Origin of the sequence: [Acidovorax] ebreus TPSY, from assembly GCF_000022305.1 — a bacterium.
Classification (GTDB): Bacteria; Pseudomonadota; Gammaproteobacteria; order Burkholderiales; family Burkholderiaceae_C; genus Diaphorobacter; species Diaphorobacter nitroreducens.
The window spans coordinates 1,605,885-1,622,669 of record NC_011992.1; the positions used below are offsets into that span (position 1 = coordinate 1,605,885).

15 protein-coding genes are annotated in these 16,785 nt (G+C 67.7%); 6 read left to right on the top strand and 9 right to left on the bottom strand.

Translation table 11 applies throughout. The features are described 5' to 3' along the window. Positions 1–32: 32 nt before the first annotated feature. From DTPSY_RS07640 to DTPSY_RS07660, 5 genes are all read right to left on the bottom strand, one after another. On the bottom strand, positions 33–704 hold the full coding sequence (locus tag DTPSY_RS07640) for a glutathione S-transferase (protein WP_015913099.1): 672 nt from the start codon (positions 702–704) through the stop codon (positions 33–35). A gap of 25 nt (positions 705–729) precedes the next feature. After that, a complete protein-coding gene (locus DTPSY_RS07645; protein ID WP_015913100.1) occupies positions 730–2,283 on the bottom strand; it encodes a PepSY-associated TM helix domain-containing protein in 1,554 nt (517 codons plus the stop codon). Between the two features lie 16 nt (positions 2,284–2,299). Further along, the gene (locus DTPSY_RS07650) at positions 2,300–4,474 is read right to left on the bottom strand and encodes a TonB-dependent receptor (protein WP_015913101.1); all 2,175 of its coding nucleotides are present in this window, start codon (positions 4,472–4,474) and stop codon (positions 2,300–2,302) included. 166 nt (positions 4,475–4,640) lie between these two features. Then, a complete protein-coding gene (locus DTPSY_RS07655) occupies positions 4,641–5,000 on the bottom strand; it encodes a DUF2946 family protein (RefSeq protein WP_041838994.1) in 360 nt (119 codons plus the stop codon). Between the two features lie 137 nt (positions 5,001–5,137). After that, positions 5,138–6,004, bottom strand: a complete 867-nt coding sequence (locus DTPSY_RS07660; RefSeq protein WP_015913103.1) for a LysR family transcriptional regulator — start codon at positions 6,002–6,004, stop codon at positions 5,138–5,140. Between the two features lie 103 nt (positions 6,005–6,107). On the opposite strand from DTPSY_RS07660, the gene bla reads away from it, so the two are divergent. After that, entirely contained in the window at positions 6,108–6,998 is an 891-nt protein-coding gene (bla, locus tag DTPSY_RS07665) for a class A beta-lactamase (protein WP_015913104.1), read from the top strand. 3 nt (positions 6,999–7,001) lie between these two features. Here bla and argA read toward each other — a convergent pair whose 3' ends face one another. Next, positions 7,002–8,348 (bottom strand): amino-acid N-acetyltransferase, encoded by a 1,347-nt coding sequence (gene argA, locus DTPSY_RS07670; RefSeq protein ID WP_015913105.1) that lies wholly within the window; start codon positions 8,346–8,348, stop codon positions 7,002–7,004. Positions 8,349–8,635: 287 nt separating this feature from the next. After that, entirely contained in the window at positions 8,636–9,784 is a 1,149-nt protein-coding gene (locus DTPSY_RS07675; RefSeq protein WP_015913106.1) for an acyltransferase family protein, read from the bottom strand. Positions 9,785–9,919: 135 nt separating this feature from the next. Here DTPSY_RS07675 and DTPSY_RS07685 point away from each other — a divergent pair. After that, positions 9,920–11,070 (top strand): IS3 family transposase gene (locus tag DTPSY_RS07685; protein WP_085945350.1). Its coding sequence is split into 2 segments (ribosomal slippage): positions 9,920–10,166 and positions 10,166–11,070, totalling 1,152 coding nucleotides; the frame shifts between segments, so codons are not numbered across the junction. Between the two features lie 510 nt (positions 11,071–11,580). Beyond that, the gene (locus DTPSY_RS07690) at positions 11,581–12,555 is read left to right on the top strand and encodes a Bug family tripartite tricarboxylate transporter substrate binding protein (RefSeq protein WP_011805532.1); all 975 of its coding nucleotides are present in this window, start codon (positions 11,581–11,583) and stop codon (positions 12,553–12,555) included. A 102-nt stretch (positions 12,556–12,657) separates the two neighbouring features. On the opposite strand, the gene DTPSY_RS07695 is transcribed toward DTPSY_RS07690, so the two are convergent. Next, on the bottom strand, positions 12,658–13,263 hold the full coding sequence (locus tag DTPSY_RS07695) for a class I SAM-dependent methyltransferase (RefSeq protein ID WP_015913108.1): 606 nt from the start codon (positions 13,261–13,263) through the stop codon (positions 12,658–12,660). 168 nt (positions 13,264–13,431) lie between these two features. Between DTPSY_RS07695 and DTPSY_RS07700 the strand changes: the two genes are divergently transcribed. Then, positions 13,432–13,779: an ankyrin repeat domain-containing protein gene (locus DTPSY_RS07700; RefSeq protein WP_011805530.1), complete on the top strand. Its 348-nt coding sequence runs from the start codon at positions 13,432–13,434 to the stop codon at positions 13,777–13,779. 81 nt (positions 13,780–13,860) lie between these two features. Here DTPSY_RS07700 and DTPSY_RS07705 read toward each other — a convergent pair whose 3' ends face one another. Further along, positions 13,861–15,066: an MFS transporter gene (locus tag DTPSY_RS07705; RefSeq protein WP_015913109.1), complete on the bottom strand. Its 1,206-nt coding sequence runs from the start codon at positions 15,064–15,066 to the stop codon at positions 13,861–13,863. Positions 15,067–15,383: 317 nt separating this feature from the next. Between DTPSY_RS07705 and DTPSY_RS07710 the strand changes: the two genes are divergently transcribed. Together DTPSY_RS07710 and DTPSY_RS07715 are read left to right on the top strand one after the other, a co-directional pair. Beyond that, a complete protein-coding gene (locus tag DTPSY_RS07710; RefSeq protein ID WP_015913110.1) occupies positions 15,384–16,166 on the top strand; it encodes an energy-coupling factor ABC transporter ATP-binding protein in 783 nt (260 codons plus the stop codon). Between the two features lie 17 nt (positions 16,167–16,183). Beyond that, on the top strand, positions 16,184–16,777 hold the full coding sequence (locus tag DTPSY_RS07715; protein WP_015913111.1) for a CbiQ family ECF transporter T component: 594 nt from the start codon (positions 16,184–16,186) through the stop codon (positions 16,775–16,777). The last annotated feature ends 8 nt before the right edge of the window (positions 16,778–16,785 follow it).

Sequence of the window (16,785 nt, forward strand, 5' to 3'; positions counted from 1 at the left end):
TCACCTCGTCTTCACCCCGTCTCCAACCCATCTCACGCGGTTGGGGGTGGGAAGACCACGGGCGGCGCGCCGGGCTTCCAGGCCTCGTACTTGTGCATGACGCCCAGGAACAGCGGCGACTGCTGCCAGCGCACCAGCCATGCGCGCAGATGTGGCCAGGGCGCGGCCTGCCACTGCGCGTCGTCGATGCCGGCGAACTGGCGCACGAAGGGCGCGATGGCCATGTCGGCCAAGGCGGCGCGTGGGCCGAAGAGGTGCCCGCCCGGCTCCAAGGCCAGGCGCTGTTCCAGCACCCGCAGCCAGGCATGGGCGGCGGCCCGTTCGTCCGCCGGGCTGGCGTCAGGGTAGCGGTTGGGGTACTTGCAACGGTCCAGCGCCCGCTTGAACGGACCATCGCACTGCGCGATGAGCTCCAGCATGGCGTCCAGCTCGCCCCGGTCGGGGATGAGCCAGCCGTGCGGGTCATGGGCCGCCAAAGCCCATCGCATGATGTCCAGGCTGTGCTCCAGCACCTGCCCCGGCAGCACCAGCACGGGCACCGTGGCCTGGGGCGATACGGCCAGCAGCGCCGCCGGCTTGTCGCGCAGCACCACTTCGCGCAGTTCGCAGCGCTGGCCGCTCACCGCCAGCGCCATGCGCGCGCGGATGGCATAGGGGCAGCGGCGAAACGAATACAGAACGGGCAGGGCAGACGTGGCGGGCATGCACCCGAGTATGCAGCGCTGTCCATCACCGCATCGGGGCCTGGGGTGCGGCAGGTGTGTGCCAGCCCAGCTTGCGCCGTACGCGCCGCCAGCCCAGCACGATGCCGCTCAGGCTGATCACCGTGCCGCCCACACTCAGCGCCACCAGCAGCACGTCCCACAACGGCCGGCGCTGCAGCAGTGGCAGCCAGTCCCAGCTGTGCAGCAGGCCGAACAGCCAGCGCGAGGTGCGGCGGTGCCGGTCCAGCCGACCCAGCACGGCGCCCGTGTGTGGGTCCAGGTGCACCCAGCTGGCGTGCGGGTCACCGAACACCAGCCGCAGCACGGGCAGCGGTTTGTCGGTGCCGCCGGTCATGGTGTGGGCGTCCCGCGTGTAGTAATAAGCGTCGTACGCGCGCAGGGTCTCGACGCGCTGTAGCGGCGCATCGACCAGCCGGGCTGCGGCGGCTTCCAGCTCGCCCGGCTGCCATGCGTGGGGCAGGGCGGTATGCGCGTCCAGCACCGTGGGCGGGCCAGAGGCGGGCAACGCCTGCACCAGCGTATGGCCGGCGGTGCGCCTCCACCGCAGTTCGCGCGTGTCGGTGGGCGCAGCCTGCAGCAGGGCGGCCACGGGTGCGCCTGCGTGGGGCAGCTGCAGGGGCCCGTCGTGCATGGCGTTGGTGCGCAGAGCGGGTGCGCCGCTGTCGAAGATGCGCCAGGGGTTCATGGACATCAGGCCGCTGAAGATCCAGGCGAGCGTGACGACCATGAACAGCAGGCCCGCCACGTGGTGCCAGCGCGCCCATGCGGACGGGAACGGCGTACGCCGGCCGCTGCGGTAGGTGCCCGCGAAGCGCCAGCGAAGGATGCCGATCACGCCGCCTGTGACCACTGCGGCGATACCCAGCAGCGACAGCGCATTGACGATGTCCGCCCAGTAGCGGTCCACCAGGCCGCCGCGCAACGGGTACAGCCAGTGCAGCCACGCGCCCGCGTAGTTCCATTGGCGCTCGGTGCGTGTGGCATCGCGCACCACCTCGCCGGTCGTGCCGGAGATGTAGAGCACCGTGTCGTGTGCATCGCCCAGGCGCACGCGGTGCAGGGGCCGGTGCATGTCCAGCGCGCGGGAGTGGGTGAAGGCGTCTTCCTGCAGCGTGCCTTCGTGAACGGCATGGGCCGGACCCTGCGCGTAGGCTGCAGCGCTGGCCAATGCCCGTGGCGCGTCGACGGCCGTGAGCACGGCGCCGGTGCGGGCGTCGATCACCACCGGGGCGCCGCGCGGGCGTGCGTCGCCGGGCGGGGCGGCCTTGGACGGCTGGGGCGTGGCCAGGTACACCGCCCGCCCGCCGTTGGCCACGGCCAGCCGCAGGTCGCGCAGCGGGCCCTGCAGCCCGGCGGCGCCCAGGGCCTGGTCGGGCTCCAGCGCCACGGCGGCGCCGCGCAGCGGCGGCAGGTGCATCAGCCGCTCGGCGGGCGTGAGCTTGGGATAGCCCACGTACATCATCACCACGCCGGAGACGAACCACATGGCGAAGAAGGCGCACAGCAGCACGCCCAGCCAGCGGTGGACCAGAAACAGCCAGCGTTTGGCATGCACCATCATGGCCTCCGGTTGCTCAGAAGGCGACGTGCAGCGTCACGTCGCCCGTGCGCGGCGCGCCCAGGTAGGCCTGGCCCGGGCGTCCTTCGGCGGCGTAGATCCGATCGGTGGCATTGCGCAGGCGCCCGGTCAGCGAGGCTGTCTTGCTGATCTTCCAGGACAGCCCCAGATCGAGCAGCGTGTATGACGGCCAGTAAATGGTGTTGGCCGCGTCGGCATAGGTCTTGCCCACATGGCGCAGTCCCGCGCTGGCATGGAGGATGGGGGTGATGGCGTAGGTCACCCACAGGTTGGCGACGCGTTCGGGCGTGAACGTGGGGGTCTTGCCGGCCAGCGAAACCCCGCCCTGCATGAAGTTCTCGTACCGGGCACGGGTTGCCATCAGGTTGGCCTGCACTTGCCATTGGACGGAAGGGCGCAGGCCCACCGCGAGTTCAATACCCCGGGAGGACTGCTCGCCGACCAGGATGGTCAGGCCGGGGTTGTTGGGGTCCTGCGAGGCGATGTTGTTGCGTGTGATCTGGAAAGCGGCCAGGGTTGCGGAGCCCTTGCGGTCCCAGAAATCGAATTTACTGCCCAGCTCGAACTGGCGTCCGGTCGTCAGCTCGCTGTTGTTGCGCACATCCCCGAAGGTCGCGGTGGAGAGCGAGCCGGAGGGCGGATCGCCGGCGGTGGCGTACTGTGCGTAGAGATTCGCGTCGGGAGCTATGTCCCAGACCATACCGATGCGTCCCGTGGTGGGGCGGTAGCCGCGGCTGAAGGTCGCGGGGTTGGCGGTCGTGACGGCGCGTCGGTTGGTCAGGTCCAGCTCGATGCGCTCGTGGCGCAGGGCGGTGACGAGGTGGAGGGCGGGGAGCACCGCGGTGCGGTTCTCTAGATACAAGGCCGTGGACGTGGTTTTGTTGTCGCGGTCCGGGTTGAAGCCCGGTTGCATGTCGGGAATGTCGAAGAAGTTCTCAGTCGTGAACTGGTAGGGGTCCACCGTGCTCACGATGCTGGAGAGTCCGTTGGGGAAGCGCGTTTGCCGGTTCACGCTCACATCCAGGCCGAAGGCCCAGTCGCTCTTGCGGCCAGCCAGGCTGCCTTTGTAGGTGCCTTCGAAACGGTTGCCCAGCACTTTCTGATCATGGCGTTGCAGGTAGGTGCCCGTGCGGATCACCTGGGTGTTGCTGGCATTGAAACGGTAGGTTTCCACGTTGCGGTAGTCCCGCAGCGCGTCATAGGCATAGAGCGTGTTCTTGAACTGCAGCGCATCGGAGGTGCGCCATTGGGCAATCGAGCGCAGCCATTGCACCTGGTGAGCGTAGATGCCGTCGGCGCTGTTGTAATTCTTGAACCGGGTGGCTCGGTCGATTCGGGTTTCCCCGGCCGTCGGATTGAGTGTGGGTGTGCCCCAGTAAGGGCGGTCCACGTTATCTTTTTGCAGTTCGTAGGCGAGGGTGTGCGTGAAGCCGCCCCCGAAGTCGGACAGCAGCGAGGTAGCCAGTTGGGTGGATTGTGTGTGCATTCCTTCGACCCAGCTGCCGGCATTGCGGTGGTTCAGATCGATGCGCGCGAAATGCTGCGTGCCCGCCGTGCCATCGCTGCTTCCCAGACGGCGGTTCAGGCCCAGCGAGATTTCCTTGAGGTTGTTCTGGCCCAGCCGCAGCTGGCCTTCGCTGAAATCGTAGCGTTCGGCCGTCTTGGTGATGTAGTTGAGGGAGCCACCCACGGCGCCTGATCCATACAGAAAGCTCGATGCACCGCCCACGGCCTCCACGCGGTCGTAAATCCAGCTGTCCACGGCGCGCGTCGCGCTGCCGTAGTGGACGGTGATGCCGTTGTAGAGCTGGGTGACCGAGTTGCCGGTGAAGCCACGGTAGCTGGCCGACATGGAGCCTGGGGCGTTGTGGGCAGAAACGCCGGGGATGGCGCGCAGGACCTCCTGGGTGTCCTGGGCGCCGCGCGCTTCGATGGTGCTGCGGTCCACCACGGTGACGCTGGCGGGCGTCTCGCGCGGGGTCAGGCCCAGGCGGCTGCCGGTCTCCACCGGGGTGTCCAGCGGCAGCAGGCCGGGGGCCTGGGTGGCGTCGCTTACCTCCACGGTGGGCAGGGTGGGCGTCAGCGGGTCGGTGGATTGGGCGGGGGCGGCACCGGCCAGCGCGGCCAAGGTGAACGCGCCGGCGCTCTGGCGTATGTCGATACGGAACATGCGTGAAAACTCTCTCGGTCTCTGCAGAAGAACGGCCGACGAGTGCAGCGCGCCGCCCCAGTGGTGCGCGGGGGGTGGTGCTGTCTCGTGCGGCAAGGCACACCCAGTGCGTGGGCGTGGTAAGGGCCGCTTGGGGAGCCAGCAGGCTCCTTGCGGCCCGGCAGGGTCAGAGAGTCGAGGGAGGGCCGCGCGCCGGCAGCGGCGCTGCGGTGGCCGCGGCAATGCGCGCCGCCTCGATGGGTTGCAGCGCATGGGCCAAAGGTGGAGGCGGCTCGACCAACGCGGTTTCGGGGGCGGGCGGTGCGCCTGCGGGCGCGCACAAGGGGCAGTCCATACCGGACGCGCCCAGGGCGCCCACACTGCCGTCGTCCGCCTGGACCATCAGCATCACCGCGCCCGAGGCCGAGCACACCAGCTGCAGGGACTGTGGATGCACCAGCGGCGAGGCCACGGCCACGCCCAGCGAAGCCATGAACCAGCCCAGCACCCAGGTGCGCAGTGTGAGCGAGAGGCGGGGCCAGTTCATGGCGGCGATTATGCCCATTGCGGGGCTGCGCCGCGCAGGCATTTTTTCAACCAGGGTGCTTCCACTTTTATAGCTGCCGGCGCTTGATTTATAAGGCTGAAAGGCTTTTTTGATGTGATTTTGCTGGCGGGGTGGCATCACTGCGGCGGCGCGGACTCGCGCAGCAGCCAGTCGCGGAACGCCTGCAGGGCATCGGTCGGGGCGCGTGACTTGAGGCGGCACAGCCAGTAGTCGCCCAGCGCTGCCGTGCACGCGAAGGGCTGGACCAACCGCCCCTGGCGCAGTTCGCGCTCGAACATGCGCACGGGCAGCAACGCCACGCCCGCGCCTTGGGCTGCGGCCTCGGCCAGGGTCAGCGACGAGTCGAACACCGCGCCGCGCAGCACGGGGCAGGGCGCATGGGCAGCGGCGAACCATGCGGGCCACTCGTCGGTGCGGTAACTGCGCAGCAGTGCCTCGGCGCCCAGGTCGGCGGGTTCGCGCAGGCGCGCAGCCACTTCTGGCGCGCACAGGGGCGCCAGCGGCGCGGGCATGAGCCGCTCGGCGTCGGTGCCGTGCCAGGCACCGTCGCCGAAGCGGATGGCGCAGTCCAGCCCTTCGCCCGCAAGGTCCACGCGGTTGTTGTGCGTGAGCAGGCGCAGGTCGACGAAGGGGTGGCTTTCATGGAAGGCGCGCAGGCGCGGCAGCAGCCACCCCACGGCGAACGTACCCACCACGCCCACGGTGAGTACCTCGCGCGGGCGGGTGTCGGCCAGGCGCTGCAGGGCTTGGCCGATGCGCGCAAAGCTGTCGGACAGCACGGGCACCAACTGGCGGCCCTCATCGGTCAATGCCAGGCCGCGCGGCAGGCGGCGAAACAGCGGCTTGCCCACGCGTTCCTCCAGGTTGCGGATGTGCTGGCTCACCGCGGTTTGGGTGACGTGCAGTTCCTCCGCGGCGCGTGTCAGGTTCAGGTGGCGGGCCGCCGCCTCGAAGGCCCGCAGCGCATTCAGGGGCAGGTGCATGGGTGAAGTTTTTCTAAGGGCTGGTGGCGATTATTGTCGATGGTCAAGCCACTTGTGCCGCCTTATCGTGGCGCCTTCTTTCCACACATGACGAGGTAAAACAATGGACCGAAGAAGCTGGTTGCTGGGTGCCGCGCTGCTGCCCCTGGTAGGTTGTGCCCAAACCGGGGTCGAGAAAAACAGGGCTCAGGCCACGCAGCAGTTGCAGGCCGCGCTGGGCCGGGTGGAGCAGCGCGTGGGCGGGCGGCTGGGCGTGGCCGTGCTGGACACGGGCTCGGACGCCCTTGCGACCTACCGCGGCGACGAGCGCTTTGCGCTGTGCAGCACCTTCAAGCTGCTGCTGGCCGGCCAGGTGCTGCAGCGTGCGGACCAGGGGCTGGAGCGGCTGGATGCACGCGTGCGTTATGGCCGGCACGATCTGGTGGAATATTCCCCGCGCACCGAGCCGCACGCGGGCGGCGCCGGCATGACCGTGGCCGAGCTGTGCGAGGCCACCATGGTGCTCAGCGACAACAGCGCCGCCAACCTGCTGCTGCGCCGCCAGGGCGGGCCCGCCGGCCTGACGGCCTGGCTGCGCACGCTGGGCGATGCGCACACACGGCTGGACCGCATCGAGCCCGCGCTCAACGATGTGCCTGCGGGCGAACTGCGCGACACCACCACGCCGCGCGCCATGGTGCACACCGTGCAGAAACTGGTGCTGGGCGATGCGCTGTCTGGCGAGGCACGGGCGCGGTTGCAGGGCTGGTTGCTGGGCAACCTCACGGGAGACAAGCGGCTGCGCGCGGGCATGCCGGCGGGCTGGCGCATCGGCGAGAAGACCGGCACCGCCAACGGCACCAGCAACGACGTGGGCGTGGTGTGGCCGGAGGGTGGGGCGCCGGCCGTGGTGGCGTGCTATCTCACGCAGTGCCCCGCCGCGCCCGCGCAGCGCGACGCGGCGATTGCCGAGGTGGGGTCGCTGGCGGCCGCATGGCTGGCGGCCGCAGGGTGAAGCTCAGAGTTTCTTGACCAGCACCTGGCTCTTGCGGTCCCAGTTGTACTTGCGCTTGCGTGCGTCGGGCAGCCAGTCGGGGTCCACGGGCGAAAAGCCCCGCTTGATGAACCAGTGCATGGTGCGCGTGGTCAGCACGAAGATGCTGGACAGGCCCAGCATGCGCGCGCGCTGCTCGATGCGCTTGAGCAGCTTCTCGCCGTCGCCGGTGCCCTGGCTTTGCGGGGACACGGTGACGGCGGCCATCTCGGCCGTGCCGGCCTCCGGGTAGGGGTAGAGCGCGGCGCAGCCGAAGATCACGCCGTCGTGCTCGATCACGGTGTAGGCGGCGATGTCGCGCTCGATCTCGGTGCGGTCGCGCTTGACCAGCGTGCCGTCGCGCTCGAACGGCTCGATGAGCTGGATGATGCCGCCCACATCGTCGATGGTGGCTTCGCGCAGCTCTTCCAGCTTTTCGTCGATGACCATGGTGCCGATGCCGTCGTGCACGTAGATCTCCAGCAGCAGCGCGCCGTCCACCGCGAACGGCAGGATGTGGCTGCGCTCCACGCCGTGCTCGCAGGCCCTCACGCAATGCTGCAGGTAAAAACCCACATCGGTCGGCTGCTGCGCGGGCGGCAACTGGGCCAGCAATTGGCGCGCTGCGGCCAGGGGCAGTTCGGTGTCGATGGGGTTGTCCTCGGCGTCGGGTTCCAGCGGCTGGATGCGGATGCCCGGCACTTCGGTCAGGAACAGCAGCTTGTCTGCCTTGAGCTCGGTGGCCACGCGTGTGGCGACTTCCTCCATGGCCAGGTTGAAAGCCTCGCCCGTGGGCGAGAAGCCGAAGGGCGAGATGAGCACCATGGCGTCGGACTCCAGCGTGCGTCGGATGCCTTCCACGTCCACCTTGCGCACCAGGCCCGAGTGCTTGAAGTCCACGCCGTCCACGATGCCCACGGGCCGCGCCGTAAGGAAGTTGCCGGAGATCACGCGCACGCGCGAGCCCGCCATGGGCGTGTTGGGCAGGCCCTGGCTGAAGGCGGCCTCGATCTCATAGCGCAGCTGGCCCGCGGCCTCCTGGGCGCAGTCCAGCGCCACGGAATCGGTCACGCGCATGCCGTGCGAGTAGCGCGGGGCGTGCCCCTTGGCGTGCAGCTGTTCGTTGACCTGCGGGCGAAAGCCATGCACCAGCACGATCTTCACGCCCATGGCCTGGATCATCGCCAGGTCCTGCACGATGCTCTGCAGCTTGCCCGCGGCGATGGCCTCACCCGTCAGGCCCACCACGAAGGTCTGGTGCCGGAACTTGTGGATGTACGGCGCCACGGACCGGAACCAGGGAACGAAGGTGAAGTTGAAGACCGTGGACATGGGCGGTGCGTCAAAGGGTTGGCGGTGGAGCGGTGAAAAGAGGGGCGGAGACGAAAAGCGCTCGCGGCTTCCCGTGCGCCTGTACCAGGGCAGGGGCGCCAGCAAGCGCAGGCCGCAGTGTAGCGGGCTGCGCGCCGTGCCGCGGGCAGCGCGGGGAGGGAGGAGGAATGCTCCTTAAATAATAGCTGCCAGCGCTTGATTGTGATAGTTTCTGAAGGGTTTTATTTTGGAATCCACCGCAGGACAAGCGCAGACAGCTATTCAAATAATAGCTGCCCACGCGGCCATCAGCGCTCGCCGCGCGCCGACAGCGCCAGCGAACCGCGTGCGGTAGCCGGCCGCGCCGTCCGCACGGGGGCCGGCTTGCGCTGGGCGGGGCGGGCATCGCGCCAGCGCATGGCCCAGCGTTCCACGGTGTAGTACGACAGCGCCGCCAGCGCCGCCGAGATCAGGAAGCCCAGCACCACCACGGCCGGCCACGGCAGGTCGGCGCGCAGGTAGCGCACCACGGGGTAGTGCCACAGGTAGATGCCGTACGACAGCTTGCCCACCAGCATCAGAGCCGGTGCACTCAGCATCTGGTGCAGCGCGCCGCGGTGCTGCTGCACCGCCAGCAGCACCACCAGGGCGGCGCATTCCACCACTGTCATGCCCCAGAGCATGGCGTTCATGTCGTCCCAGGACTGGGCCATCAGCAGCGGCACGGCCAGCACCACCCACATGAAATGGTGCAGCCGCTGGCGCAGCGCCTGGAACCAGGCGGGTTGCTCGTGCAGCAGCGTGGCCAGCAGGCTGCCGGCCAGCAGGCCCGTGGCGCGGGTGTCGAAGCGGAAGAAAATCTCGTAGAACTGCTGGCCCTGCGCCACCCACAGCACGCGCCAGGCCCACGCCAGCACCAGCAGGCCCAGCACCGGGCGCCACAGCGCGCCGCGCGGCGTGAAGCGCGCCAACACCACCAGGAGCGGCGGCCAGACCAGATAGAAGTGCTCTTCCACCGACAGCGACCACATGTGCAGCAGCGTGTCGGGGCTGTCGAAGAAGGCGATGCCGTAGTCGGCCAGGTACAACAGGGACACCAGCGCGTCGGAATACACGTCCGTGAGGTCCGGCCACAGCAGCGGCGCGAACACGCAGTACGCCCCCAGGAACAGCGCCAGCGCGGGCATCAGGCGGAAGAAGCGGCGGCGGTAAAAACGCCAGTAGTCCAGCCGGCCGTTGCTTTGCAGTTCCTGCAGCAGCAACGAGGTGATCAGGAAACCGCTGAGCACGAAGAACAGGTCCACCCCGTAGAACGCGCCGTCGAACAGCGGCGCATGGGCGTGCGACAGGATCACCAGCAGGATCGCCACGCCGCGCAGTCCGTCCAGTGCGCTGTTGTAGGCCAGACTCGGCGCGCGGCCGTCATGGCTGAGGGGGGTCACCCGGGGGTTGTCCATTTTGTCTGCCAAAACGCGGCACCTCCATTGCTGGGCAGGCCTGGCGCCCGCCGTGTTCATCACCAATCACATTGAATCGCCCCGGGTTTTCTAGACACCTCTGAGCCTCAAACCTGAGGCCCAATAGGAGGTGCCATGAGCAAGCAGAGATACCCCGAAGAATTCAAGATCGAAGCGGTCAAGCAGATCACCGAACGAGGCCACAAGGTGGCCGACGTGTCGGCCAGGCTTGGCGTCAGCCAGCACAGTCTGTATCAATGGATCAAAGTCAAGCAGATGTCGCCTGACCAGCGCCAAGCGCAGTGCTCGCAAGCCGACGAGATGCGCCGCCTGAAGGCCGAGCTCAAGCGTGTGACCGAGGAGCGCGACATCTTAAAAAAGGCCGCAGCGTACTTTGCCAAGCAGTCCGGGTGAAGTACGCATTTATCGAGCGGCATGAACACGAGCACAGCGTGCGCCGCATGTGCAAGATCATGACGGTGCACCCCAGCGGCTACTACGCCTGGAAGGCCGATCCGGTGAGCCCACGCGCCCAGGACGATCAACGGGTGCTGGGCCTGCTCAAGCACGCGTGGTTGGAGAGCGGCGGCGTGTACGGCTACCGCAAGCTCACCCTGGACATGCGCGATCTAGGCGAGTCCTGCGGCAAGCACCGCGTGGCCCGATTGCTCAAACTCGAAGGACTGCGCTCGCAGACCGGCTACCGCCGTCGCCCTGGCATGCGTGGTGGCAAGCCCGCGGTCGTCGCGCCCAACCACCTGCAGCGCCAGTTCTCCGTGGCGCAGCCCAATCAATCCTGGGTGACCGACATCACCTACATCCGCACCCATGAGGGCTGGCTGTACCTGGCCGTGGTGGTCGATCTGTTCTCGCGTCAGGTGGTCGGCTGGTCAATGGGTAGCCGCATCGATACCGGGCTGGCGCTCGATGCGCTGGTGATGGCCTTGTGGCGTCGTCGACCCGAGCAGCCAGTCACAGTGCATTCGGATCAAGGCAGTCAATTCACTGGGCATGACTGGCAGGACTTCCTACGCGACCACAAGCTGATCTGCAGCATGAGCCGTCGCGGCAACTGCCACGACAACGCCGTGGCCGAGAGCTTCTTCCAGTTGCTCAAGCGCGAACGCATCCGCCGCCAGATCTATCCGACCCGCGATGACGCGAGAGCCGATGTCTTCAACTACATCGAGATGTTCTACAACCCTAAGCGCCGCCATGGCACTGCCGGAGATACTTCGCCGGTAGAGTTCGAGAGACGCCATTCCCAACGGCTCAAAAGTGTCTAGGGAATCCGGGGCGATTCACATCCCGACCCGGAATGGGCTTTTCGCCAGTCCAATGCGCTGCCCTGGCCGTGCCTGGCCGCATTGCGCTGGCTGGGAGTGGTCGACACTGCCAGCCGTCCCTGAGGACGGCGCGGCACCCTTCGCTCCTGTGTCGGTAAGGCAGGCCGTGAAAGCGGTCCTGCGGTCGTGGGCACGCGCTGCGTGCCGCGCCGGATCTGCGCCCGGCCGTCGGATTCTAGGGGCCGTCCACAGGGGGCGGGTTACCAAATGTCGCTACCAATTCAGGGTGATGACTTTCGGGTGAGTGCGAAGTTCCGCTGCAAGCAACCGTGGCGTGACCGCGGGCACGCGGGGCCCATGGCGGAGACGGTGAAATTGTCTTTCCGGTTACCATCAAAGGGTTAACCCTGATGATGCGTTCGCCCCAGCGGACGCTTTTTCTTTTCTGCAAGCGGCCCTTCGCGGGCCTCGTACACCGGCCCCACAAGGGCCTTCAATGAAGGAGAGCTTATGTTCCGCAGAACCGTTCTTGCCGCTGGCGCAGTCCTGGCCCTGGCCGCAGGCGCACCCACGATGGCGCTGGCCAAGGATGCCTGGCCGGTCAAGACCATCACGCTGGTGCAGCCCTACGCACCCGGCGGCACCAGCGACATGCTGGCGCGCATCATCGCCAACGAGCTGGAAAAGCGCATCACTGCCAGCGTGATCGTGGAAAGCAAGGCCGGTGCCAACGGCAACATCGCCACCGCCTACGTGAGCCGCGCCAAGCCCGACGGCGGCACCTTCCTGGTGGGCTCCAGCAGCCCGGTGGTGATCTCGCCCACGCTGTACAAGAACGTGCCCTACGACCCGGTGAAGGACCTCACGCCCATCACCCCGCTGGCCAAGGCGCCGTTCCTGCTGGTGACGGGCGCCAACTCGGGCATCAACTCGGTGGATGAACTGCTCAAGCTCATCAAGGCCGACAAGATCAACTTCGGCTCGGCCGGCGCGGGCTCGCCCCAGCACATGATCGTGGAGATGTTCCACATGCAGGCCAAGGCCAAGACCATGCACGTGCCGTACAAGGGCTCCGCGCCGCTGGTGCTGGCCGTGATGTCCAACGAAGTGCAGTACGCCATCGACAACCCCGTGCCGCTCAAGCCGCAGATCGAGGCCGGCAAGATCAAGGCGCTGGCCATCACCAGCAAAACCGCCTCGCCCAAGTTCCCGGGCGTGAAGCCGCTGGCGGAGCAGGGCTTCCCCGGCTTCGAGGCCGAGCCCTGGTACGGCATGATCGGCTCCAAGGGCCTGCCCAAGGACCTGGCCGAACGCATGAACAAATACGTGCGTGAGATCCTGGCCCAGGAGAACGTGAAGCAGAAGATCTCCGACCTGGGCGCCGAGGCCTATGGCCTGAGCACGGCCGACTTTGCCAAGCTGATCGCCGCCGATATTCAGAAGTGGGGTGCTGCGGTCAAGGCATCGGGCGCTACGGCGGACTAAACGCATGCAATAGGTGACAAAAAAGGCCGTGAGGATTCACGGCCTTTTTTGCGTCTGACGCCCACCGGTCAAGCGCGGGCAGCTATCAATCAATGAGTGCTGCTACTGTCCCGGAGCCTCCAGGGCGAACAGCGGCACCTGCGCCTGGCGGCTGAGCCACAGGCCCCCGCCCATGTCGATGAAGTGCCGCGCAAGGCCGCGGCGGTACAGCGACGCGCGGTGGCGGTACAGGCGCGGGTCGGTCAGGTCTTCGTCGATGATGTCGCGCTCGTAGTCCTCGCGCGTGACGGCCTCCAGGTACAGCGCGCCGCGGCACAGGCGCCCCAGGTTGTCCAGCGTCCGCGCCAGGTCCTGCGTGCCCAGGTAAGGCAGCACGCCCTGGCAGATGACGAAGTCGAAAGGCTCGCGCGCCGTGTAGTCCACCACCGAGCCGCGCTCCCACCCAAAACGCTCGCACAGGTAGGGGCTGTATTCCACGCCCTGGTAGAGCGCGCCGGGCAGGTGGTGCTGCACCATGTCCCGCCACAGGCCGATGCCGCAGCCCACGTCCAGCACCCGTGCCACGGGCACGCGCAGGTAGTGCAGATAGCTGCAGACGAAGCTGCCCAGCCGCTGCGCATGGCCGGGGTCCACCACGCTGGTTTTCTTGTCGAAGTAGTAGCGCTGGTAGTACGCCTCGTCAAACCACTGCTCACTCGCCGATTGCACGCATGCTCCTGAAGAAGGCGGCGCCGGGCTGGGACCGCTCGCCGGGAGTATGGACCAGTCCATCGCGATGGCGGGCGGTTGCCGTGGGGGCTCCCCGGTGTGCTGCGCGTACTGCGGCGTCTATATTGCGCGGCAGTGCCGTATGAGAACCCGATGAAAGGAGCGCCCATGTCCGCCGGAGACTGGAAAGACCTGTACGCCGCCGCCTCCGCGGGGGATCTGGCCCGGGTGCGCTATCACATCAGCGCGGGCGTGGATCCCAACTACCAGCACCCCGAGGTGCTGTGCACGCCGCTCGTCGCCAGCCTGGTGCAGGGCCACGATGCGGTGGCGCGCTACCTGCTGGAGCACGGGGCGGATCCGCACCTGCTGTCGGAGTTCGACGGGCTCACGCCGCTGCAGGCTGCGCTGCGCCATGGCCGCGGTGAGCTGGCCGCACTGCTGCGCAGCCGGGGTGCGCGGGACGTGCCGCCGCCCAGGCGCGTGGCAGCGTGGCGGCGCTGGCTGCCGTTGTAGCGCACGGGGCGTAGCGTCAAGGCATTTTTTGTGCTGTAGCGCTTACTGATAAAGCGCTGGCAGCTATAAAAAAAGGAGTAATCAGCTTTGGATAGCGGCCCCGCGGCGCTGGCGCAGGCTCTGCCAGCCCAGCAGCGCCAGCACCACCGCCACCATGGGCAGCATGCCGGCGTTGATGCCGCCCCAGCCGACGCTGTGCAGCAACTGGCCCGAGCCGAAGGACGCCACGGCCACGGTGCCGAAGACCAGGAAGTCGTTCAGCGCCTGCACCTTGGCGCGCTCGGACGGGCGGTGGCAGTCGGCCAGCAGGGCCGTGGCGCCGATGAAGCCGAAGTTCCAGCCCACGCCCAGCAGCACCAGAGCGCCCCAGAAATGGGTGAGCGCCAGTCCCATCAGCGCCAGCAGGCCCGACGCGGCAATCAGCACCAGCCCCAGGCCCGTTACGGCGCGCTTGCCCCAACGGGCGATCAGACGGCCGGTGAAGAAGCTGGGTGCGAACATGGCGAGCACATGCCACTGGATGCCCAGGGCGGCTTCGCCCACGCTGTGGCCGCAGCCCACCATGGCCATGGGAGCGGCCGTCATCAGAAAGGCCATCAGCCCATAGCTCACCACGCCCGCGATGGCCGCCACGATGAACTGCGGCGTGCGCGCGATCTGCGACAGCGGCCGCGCGCCATGCGGCTCGGCACGCGGCGGTGCGGGCGGCAGGCGCAGGGCCAGCAGCAGGGGCAACGCCAGCAGCGCAAGCGCGGCCTGGCTGTAGAAACTGCCGGCGAACGGCGTGGCGGGCAGGCTGTCGCGCGTCCAGATCACCACCTGCGGGCCAATGATGGCCGCGATCAGCCCGCCCACCATGACCCGCGATATGGCGCTGGCGTGCCGCGTGGTGTCGCCCACCGCGTCGATCGCGGCGAAGCGGTAGCTCTGCACGCAGGCGCCGTAAAAGCCCGCCAGCGTCGTGCCCAGGCAGAACAGCAGGAAGTCCGACTGGCTGATGCCCCAGGCCGCGATCAAGCCCGACAGCACGCCCAGCACCGCGCCCAGCAGATAGGCCGTGCGGCGGCCCGCGCGGTGCATGAGCCATGCCGCGGGCAGGGTAGAGAGGGCCAGGCCCAGCTGGTACAGGCTCACGGGCAGCGTGCTGGCGGTAGGCGTGCTCGACAGCATCTGGCCCACCAAGCCCCCGAGCGAAATGATGATGGGGGGCGAGGCACCACCCAATGACTGGGCGGCGACCAGCAGGCCAAGATTGCGGCGTTCAAGAGCGGTGGAAGAGGTTTTCATGGGCGGAAGGCGGCGAACAGGACACCTATTGTCTTCGCTGGATGTACGGTTCCGGGATAGACCATGCATCATTTTTCGCGGTAGATGACGCGATAAAGGATGCAGATGGTGGCATGAAGAGGGTGGGTTGTCGCAAATGAGCCCAGTTGAAGGTAACTGCGTTGAAAGGGCCGAATTTTTGTGCTCTTTTGCTGAAGGTTGCGGATGTGATTTGCCTGCTTATTGTCGGAAATTGATTGGCGATAGATGCTTTTTGCTGAAAGAAAAGGATTTTTAAGGGGCGTAGAATCCGCGGCGAATTTGCTTGGCTTTTTGGCATGCCCCCCTCCTGTTCCTCTCACCCCCTTAGCGCTCCCGTGCTGCAAGTGCGGCAGGTGCGCCTGCGCCGCGGTGTCACGCAGGTCTTTGACGGGCTTGATCTCACGCTGGCCGAGCCGCGCATTGGACTGATCGGCCACAACGGCGCAGGCAAGACCAGCCTGCTGCGGCTGTTGTGCGCGCTGGAGGTGCCCGACGACGGCCAGGTGCTGTCGCACGGGCAGGATTTGCAGGCACTGCCGCAAGGGCAATTGCGGGCCCAGCGCGTGGGCATGATGTTCCAGAACCCCGACGATCAAATCATCTTTCCCACGGTGGAAGAGGAGCTCGCCCTGGGCCTGCAACCGCAGGGCCTGTCCCGGCGTGATGCGCTGGCGCGCGCCCGCGCCTTCCTGGCCGAACGGGGCCTTGCCGACTGGGCCGCGCGCGCGGTCGGGGCGTTGAGCCAGGGCCAGCGCCAGCACGTTTGTTGGCTCGCATTGCTGCTCGCCGGGCCGCGAACGCTGTTGCTGGACGAACCCTTCGCCAGCCTGGACCTGCCGGGGCAGGCACGGCTGGCCGATGACATTGCCGCCTGCGGGCGGCAGGTGGTGGTGTCCACCCATGTGCTGGAGCATGTGCGCGACTACCCGCGCGTGGTCTGGCTGCATGAAGGCCGGGTGCAGGCGGACGGCCGCGGCCACGATGTGTGCGCGGCGTATGAAGCCGCCGTTGCCCAACAGGTGGCGCGGGCCCGCGCCGCGGCGGGCATGCCACATGCCCATATGCGCGCCGCGGCCTGAGCGAAGGATGCACCGCCATGGGTAGCCTCTACAGCGAACACCTCACCTGGCTGCACCGCTGGCCCGCGGGGTGCAAGCTGGCCGGCATGGCGGTGCTGGGCACGTTGCTGTTCGTGCTGTCGGCGCCGGGGGCGTTGGCGGCGGCGGGCGTGGCGTGCGCACTGTTGTGGTGGAGCCTGGGGCCGGCCACGCGCGTGGCGCGCCGGCTCATCGTGTCGGTGCTCATCGCCGCGGCGCTGGTGGCGGGCTTTCACCTGTGGATGGGACGACCCGAGGTGGCGGCGGTGAGCGCGCTGCGCCTGGCCTGCGCCTCCACACTGGGGGTGGCGCTCACCGTGAGCACGCGTCCCATGGACTTGCTGCAGGTGCTGGATGCGCTGCTGCGGCCCCTGGCGCGCCTTGGCCTGCGGCCGGAGCGCGTGTCGTTGCAACTGGCGCTGATGCTGCGGTTCACCGAACATTTTTTCGTGCAGTGGAAGAAGCTGGACGAAGCCCACCGCCTGCGCACCGGCCGTGCCGGCGGCCTGCGGCTGGTCGCGCCGCTCACCGTGCAGATGCTGCAGGGGGCGCAGCGTGTGGCCGATGCCCTCTACGCCCGTTTGGGCGGCTGACTATTCCT